At 65.4% G+C, this 7,168-nt stretch carries 5 protein-coding genes and 1 pseudogene; 3 read left to right on the top strand and 3 right to left on the bottom strand.

Going from position 1 to position 7,168, the window contains the following annotated elements:
- Positions 1-690: 690 nt before the first annotated feature.
- Positions 691-1,581 (bottom strand): prephenate dehydratase, encoded by an 891-nt coding sequence (locus IEV62_RS11780; protein ID WP_188447683.1) that lies wholly within the window; start codon positions 1,579-1,581, stop codon positions 691-693.
- A gap of 163 nt (positions 1,582-1,744) precedes the next feature.
- Between IEV62_RS11780 and IEV62_RS11775 the strand changes: the two genes are divergently transcribed.
- Positions 1,745-2,413 carry a c-type cytochrome gene (locus tag IEV62_RS11775; protein WP_188447681.1) on the top strand — a complete coding sequence of 223 codons (669 nt, stop codon included), beginning with the start codon at positions 1,745-1,747 and terminating at the stop codon, positions 2,411-2,413.
- A gap of 122 nt (positions 2,414-2,535) precedes the next feature.
- Here IEV62_RS11775 and IEV62_RS11770 read toward each other — a convergent pair whose 3' ends face one another.
- On the bottom strand, positions 2,536-3,411 hold the full coding sequence (locus IEV62_RS11770; RefSeq protein ID WP_188447679.1) for an LOG family protein: 876 nt from the start codon (positions 3,409-3,411) through the stop codon (positions 2,536-2,538).
- Between the two features lie 37 nt (positions 3,412-3,448).
- Positions 3,449-4,119 (bottom strand): annotated as a pseudogene (locus IEV62_RS11765) (extensin family protein).
- Between the two features lie 147 nt (positions 4,120-4,266).
- On the opposite strand from IEV62_RS11765, the gene IEV62_RS11760 reads away from it, so the two are divergent.
- Together IEV62_RS11760 and serA are read left to right on the top strand one after the other, a co-directional pair.
- Complete coding sequence (locus tag IEV62_RS11760; protein ID WP_188447678.1) at positions 4,267-5,400, top strand: phosphoserine transaminase; 1,134 nt, start codon at positions 4,267-4,269, stop codon at positions 5,398-5,400.
- Positions 5,401-5,538: 138 nt separating this feature from the next.
- Positions 5,539-7,116: a phosphoglycerate dehydrogenase gene (gene serA / locus IEV62_RS11755; RefSeq protein ID WP_188447676.1), complete on the top strand. Its 1,578-nt coding sequence runs from the start codon at positions 5,539-5,541 to the stop codon at positions 7,114-7,116.
- Positions 7,117-7,168: the final 52 nt, after the last annotated feature.

Here is a 7,168-nt window from a genome sequence, read left to right as displayed (position 1 = left end):
CACTGCCTCGAGCTTGAACTCTCGGCTGAACTTCCGTCGTTGCATTTACACCCTCCGGTTCCGAAAACACCTTATCTTGGTGTCCACGAAACCGGCAGCAGCTCAGGGGCCCGCGCGGCGAAGCCGGGTGGGAAGGGTGAGGGTGAGCAGATTTGGTCGAGAGGAACTCTGGCTCCAAACCAAACACCCACGTTCCCGCTTTCCTACACCCCCATCCTCTGTCAGCATTGCCCAGCAACGCTCTTTGACATCATCGGCTTTTCGAAATTTCGGGCGCCAACCGCGTCCGCCCTCACGTGCAAATAACGCGCCGATGTCGTGACTTTAGCGCGTTTGGTGTGACCTTAGCGTGACTTTCCGCGCTGATGGAGGCAGCTAACTGATTGCGAACGAAGAGAGATCGGGTGAAATCGACTGCAGCCGGTAACGCTTGGATAGCGGCCGTCCCCCCCGCTCCGTCACCCCGGCCTCGTGCCGGGGTCCACCGTGCGACAGCCGCACCGCCCGAAGGTCGAACGGTCTGCTTGCGGGTCAGTGGACCCCGGCTCAAGGCCGGGGTGACGACCATTGGTGGCTTAAATGTCCGCAATTGGGCGTACGCTTGCATGCCTATCGGCGCTGCGATGACGCCCCACCGCTGCCCCCGACGACATGCGTTTTATCCCTAAACTTAGCCTAAACTTCCGCCCCTCACCCCCGCTTACGCGCCTGCCGATACGTCCCCAGCACCCGCACCCATTTCGAGTGGAAGCCCAGTTCCTCCAGCGCATGGTCCAGCCCCGCCTCGCCCGGGCGCCCCTCGACATCGGCGTAGAACTCGGTCGCGGCGAAGCTGCCGCCGCGTTGATAGCTTTCCAGCTTGGTCATGTTGACGCCGTTGGTCGCGAAGCCGCCCATCGCCTTGTAGAGCGCGGCGGGGACGTTCTTCACTTCGAAAATCAGCGTCGTCATCCACGCGCCGTCGCCCACCGGCGCATGCCCTTGCCGTGCCAGCACGACGAAGCGCGTGGTGTTGTGCGCGGCATCGGCAATGTCGCTGGCGAGCGTCTCCAGCCCGTACAGCGCCGCCGCGCCCGGCGGGGCGAGTGCCGCGAGCGTCGCATCACCGCGCTCCGCCACCAGGGCCGCCGCCCCCGCCGTATCGGGATAGGAAACCGGCGCAATCCCCCGCTCGCGCAGCCACAACCGGCACTGGCCGAGCGCTTGCGGATGGCTGATCGCCTCGCGCACGCCCGCGATCGGCCCCAGTCCCATCAGCGCATAGCGAATGCCAAGGAAATGCTCGCCGGTGATGACCAGCCCCGATTCGGGCAGCAGGAAATGCATGTCGGCGACGCGGCCGTGGAGCGAATTTTCGATCGGGATGATCGCGCAGTCCGCCCGCCCGTCGCGCACCGCATCGATCGCGTCGGCGAAATCGAAGCACGGCAGCGGCAAGCCGTTGGGGAACGCCTCCAGCGCCGCAATATGCGAATTGGCCCCCGGCGCGCCCTGAAAAGCAACGGCGCGGGAAGGGTCGGCAGCGGCGGCGGCGGTCATCGTGGCGACGAGCGCGCGGGCGGGTTCGGGGAAGCTTTCCATTGGCGCGGGGAGGTAACGACCGCGTCGCACCCCGGCAACCCTTGGCAGTCCTGCTGTTGCGGCGCGGCAAACCGGCTTGCGATGCGCCCCCCACGAACCTATGGGACACGCAACTTCGCGGTCCCACCGGGGGCCGAACGGCGACAAAGGTATAAGGCGAGACATGGATAACCGCACCAACACGATCGCAGGCTGGGTATTGGGCAGCTGCATGGTAGCCGTCGCCGCAGGCATTGCGGGCCATATGATTGTGCAACCGATCAAGGCCGAAAAGGCCGGCTATCCGATCGAAGTCGCCGCCGAAGACGGTGCCGCTGGTCCCGCTGTTCCCGACAAGCCGATCGGCGAGATGATGGCGGTCGCCGATGCGTCGCACGGTGCCGAAGTGTTCAAGAAGTGCAGCGCTTGCCACACGATCGCGCAGGGCGGGGCCAACGGCATCGGCCCGAACCTGTGGGCGACGGTCGGCGAAGGCATCGCGCAGGGCAAGGCCGGCTACGCCTTTTCCGCCGCGCTGACGACCGCGGGCGCGGGCAAGAAGTGGGATTTCGAGCAGCTCAACGCCTGGCTCACCTCGCCGCGCACTTATGCCAACGGCACCAAGATGACCTTTGCCGGCCTCGCCAGCGGCAAGGACCGCGCCGACGTGATCCTGTACCTCAACGCGCAAGGCTCGAACCTGCCGCTCCCGGCGGCCCCGGCCGGCGCTCCGGCGGCGACCGACGCGAAGGTTCCGCCGGCTGCTGGCGCCGCCGATCCGGGCGGCAAGGCGAGCGAGCCGACCACCGGCATCGGCAGCAACACCACCGCCCCGGCGGCGGCGGGGAAGTAAGATATTCAAGCCCCTCCCCTTCAGGGGAGGGGTTGGGGTGGGGCCGCGCCTTCAACGCGACGTTGAATTCGCGGATAGGCCCCACCCCCATCCCCTCCCCTGAAGGGGAGGGGCGACCTTAATCACTTATCCCGATAAAAGTCCTTCACCACCGCCCAGCCTTCTGCGGCGGTCTCGACGAAGGTGAAGATGCCGAGGTCCTTGGCCGAGACGACGCCTTCCTCGACCAGCGCCTCGAAATTGACGACGCGCTCCCAGAATTTGCGGCCGTAGAGCAGCACCGGGATCGGCGCGATCTTGCCGGTCTGGATCAGTGTCAGCAGCTCGAACAGCTCATCGAACGTCCCGAACCCGCCCGGAAACGCGGCGAGCGCGCGGGCGTGGAGCAGGAAGTGCATCTTCCGCAGCGCGAAATAGTGAAACTGCATCGACAGCGCCGGGGTTACGTACGGGTTCGGCGCCTGTTCGTGCGGCAGGACGATGTTGAGCCCGATCGATTCCTGCCCGGCATCGTGCGCACCACGGTTAGCCGCTTCCATGATCGACGGGCCACCGCCCGAACACACGACGAAGTGGCGCTTGCCGTCCTCATCGAGCGGAAACGCACTAGCCAGCTGGGCGAGTTCATAGGCGACCGTATAATATTTCGACTTCTCGACCAGATTCTGCGCGATGCGGATCGCGGTTTCGCCCTCGGCCTTTTCGAGAAGCACCTGTGCCTTGGCCGGCTCAGGAATGCGCGCCGATCCGTACATCACAAAGGTCGACGCAATGTTGGCTTCGTCCATGATCAGTTGCGGTTTGAGCAATTCGAGCTGGAATCGCACGGGCCGCAAATCCTCGCGCAGCAGGAAATCCATGTCCTGAAACGCGAGCCGGTAGGCCGGATTCTCGGTCTGCGGCGTGCTGATGCCGGTCTTGGCGGTCTCGGCATCCTGCCGCGCACGGGGGAAAACGCGCGCCGGGACGTGCGTGTCGGTTTTGGGGATATCGCTCATCCACCGCGCTTAAGCGAAAAGACGCGCCATTTGAAGCCTAGCGGCAAAAGCCGGCGCGATCGTCCTCAAGATGCAAATGGTTGTAATGCGCGGCGTTGTAGTCCGGGCTGAGCACGGTGCCGAAGCGCTTGCAGGCCGAGGCACGAATCACACGCAGAAAGGCACGCGTTTCGGCGTCACCGCCGTTCCACCCTGCTGGAGCGTGATTCGCCGCCCGTCGCGCAGCACGAAGCCCGATATGTCGATCGCATTGGCGGTGGCGTGCCCAGACAGCTTCCCAGCCGCTCCGGGCGCGCCCACCACCGCGCGGCAGGCATAGGTCCCCATGCTCTCGATCCGCTCCAGATCGCTCCCCAGCATCTGCCGCGCGGCGGGCGCGACGGCATATTCGACCCAGCCGGTGAAACTGCGCGCAAGGCCGCAGCGCATCGCTTTGATGTTGGTGACGGGCACGCCGATGTCGAGCAGCTGCAACGCGCCGATCACCTGACACCCGCCGCCATAATCCCGGTCGGGCAACGGCGAAAACCGCACGTCCTGCCGCGCGAGATCGGCGAAACACGCCTGCGTCTCGCGGCTGGTCGGCAGGTTGAGCGTGATCGGCTTGGCACCACGCGGACGCAGCGGCGCACGGCGATCGCTCCCGCCGCCTGATACGCACGACGCGAGCAAGAGCGGTAGAGCAAGGACGGCGAGGCGGCGCGGCATGGCGAGGAGATACCGCGTACCACTATCCGACCGCTACCCCACTTGCGACGAACGACACGACCCTTGACCCGCCTCCCAAACTCTATACGGGCGGCGACGGGCCACGCGGTCCCAACGCCGCGCGTGCTCTCTGTGAGGAGAGACTACATGACTGACCTTCCTGCGCGTCCCGCGCATCTGCCGGCACGTCCCTATTTTTCGAGTGGACCGTGCGCCAAGCCTCCCGGCTGGACCCCTACCAATCTCGCCACCGAATCGCTGGGGCGCTCACACCGCTCGAAGATCGGCAAGACGCGGCTGCAATATTGCATCGATCTGATGCGCGAGCTCCTCAAGCTACCCGACACGCACCGCATCGGGATCGTCCCCGGTTCCGACACCGGCGCCTATGAAATGGCGATGTGGACGATGCTGGGTGCAAAGCCCGTCACCGCGCTCGCCTGGGAAAGCTTCGGCGAAGGCTGGGTCACCGACGCAGTCAAGCAGTTGAAGATCGATCCCACCGTCGTGCGCGCCGATTATGGCCAACTGCCCGATCTGGGTGCGGTCGATTGGTCGAACGACGTACTGTTCACCTGGAACGGCACCACCTCGGGCGTGCGCGTGCCGAATGCCGACTGGATCCCCGCCGACCGTGAAGGCCTGTCCTTCGCCGATGCGACCAGCGCGGTGTTCGCGTACGACATCGACTGGGCCAAGATCGACGTTGCGACCTTCTCCTGGCAGAAAGTGCTGGGCGGCGAGGGCGGTCACGGCGTGCTGATCCTCGGCCCGCGTGCGGTCGAGCGGCTTGAAAGCTATACCCCGGCCTGGCCGCTGCCCAAGGTGTTCCGCCTCGTCTCCAAGGGCAAGCTGACCGAAGGCGTGTTCAAGGGCGAGACGATCAACACCCCCTCGATGCTCGCGGTCGAGGATTGCATCGCAGCACTCGAATGGGCGAAATCGGTCGGTGGCGCGGATGGGCTGATCGCCCGCAGCGACGCCAATGCCGCCGCGCTCGACCAGATTGTCGCGGAGCGTTCATGGCTTGGGCACCTCGCGGTCGATCCGGCGACGCGCTCGAAGACCAGCGTGTGCCTGACAGTCGAGGGTGCGGACGAAGCCTTCATCAAGGCGTTCGCCGGGCTGCTCGAAAAGGAACATGCGGCGTATGACATCGCGGGCTACCGCGATGCCCCGCCGGGGCTGCGCATCTGGTGCGGCGCGACCGTCGACACCGCCGATGTGGTCGCGCTCGGGCCGTGGCTCGACTGGGCCTATGCGAGCGTAAAAGCCGCCTGAAACTTCTCCCTCTCCCCGCTCGCGGGGAGAGGGCCGGGGAGAGGGGCCGTTACAAAGCGCCACCCTTCCCCGAATTTTCCACTTCCCCTCTCCCCGACCCTCTCCCCTGAAGGGGAGAGGGAGATGAAAGAAATCTCCATGCCAAAAGTCCTCATTTCCGACAAAATGGATCCCAAGGCCGCCCAGATCTTCCGCGAGCGCGGCGTCGAGGTCGACGAGATCACCGGCAAGACCCCGGAAGAACTGATCGCGATCATCGGCCAATATGATGGCCTCGCGATCCGCAGCTCGACCAAGGTGACCAAGGCGATCCTCGCCGCCGCGACCAATCTCAAGGTGATCGGCCGCGCCGGCATCGGCGTCGACAATGTCGATATCCCCGCGGCTAGCGCGCAGGGCGTGGTGGTCATGAACACCCCGTTCGGTAATTCGATCACCACCGCCGAACACGCCATCGCGCTGATGTTCGCGCTCGCGCGCCAGCTCCCCGAAGCCGATGCCAGCACGCAAGCCGGCAAGTGGGAGAAGAACCGCTTCATGGGCGTCGAAGTCACGAGCAAGACGCTCGGCCTGATCGGTGCTGGTAATATCGGCTCGATCGTCGCCGATCGCGCGCTGGGTCTCCGCATGAAGGTGATCGCGTTCGATCCCTTCCTGTCGCCCGAACGCGCGGTCGAACTCGGCGTGGAGAAGGTCGAGCTCGACGATCTGCTCGCCCGCGCCGATTTCATCACGCTCCACACACCGCTGACCGACCAGACGCGCAACATCCTGTCGGCCGAGGCACTCGCCAAGACCAAGCAGGGCGTGCGCATCATCAATTGCGCGCGCGGTGGGTTGATCGACGAAGCGGCGCTCAAGGCCGGGCTTGATTCGGGCCATATCGGCGGCGCAGCGCTCGACGTGTTCGTGACCGAACCAGCCAAGGAATCGCCGCTGTTCGGCACACCCAACTTCGTCTCGACGCCGCATCTCGGCGCCTCGACCGACGAAGCGCAAGTCAATGTCGCGATTCAGGTCGCCGAACAGATGTCGGATTATCTGATGTCGGGCGGCATCACCAACGCGCTCAACGTGCCGTCGCTCTCCGCCGAGGAAGCGCCCCGCCTGAAGCCGTACATGACGCTCGCCGAAAAGCTTGGTAGCCTGGTCGGGCAGCTCACCACCGGGTCGATCGGGCGGATCTCGATCCATAGCGAGGGTGCCGCCGCCGAGCTCAACCAGAAGCCGATGGTCTCGGCCGTGCTCGCCGGGTTCCTGCGCACGCAGACCGACACGGTCAACATGGTCAACGCGCCGTTGCTCGCCAAGGAGCGCGGGATGGAAGTGCGTGAAGTGCGCACCGAGCGTGAAGGCGATTACCACACGCTGCTGCGCGTTTCGGTGAAGACCGATGCCGGCGAGCGTTCGGTTGCGGGCACGCTGTTCGGCGACGCGGCGCCGCGCCTGGTCGAGCTGTTCGGAATCAAGGTCGAGGCCGATCTTGCCGGGCACATGCTGTATGTCGTCAATGAGGACGCGCCCGGGTTCATCGGTCGCTTGGGTTCGCTGCTGGGCGAGCAGGGTGTCAACATCGGCACCTTCCACCTCGGCAGGCGCAGCGCCGGGGGCGAGGCGGTGCTGCTGCTCTCGGTCGATGATGCGGTGACGCCCGAACTGCTCGCCAAGGTCCGCGCGCTGGCCGGCGTCAAGACCGCGATGGGATTGTCGTTCTGAGGAGGCAACGGTAGCCTCTTCTGCTCCCTCTCCCCTCCGGGGAGAGGGCCGG

Origin of the sequence: Sphingomonas psychrolutea (assembly GCF_014636175.1) — a bacterium.
GTDB lineage: Bacteria > Pseudomonadota > Alphaproteobacteria > Sphingomonadales > Sphingomonadaceae > Sphingomonas > Sphingomonas psychrolutea.
The sequence above is the reverse complement of the archived record's forward strand: the minus strand, read 5'-3'. Positions and strand labels throughout refer to the sequence as shown.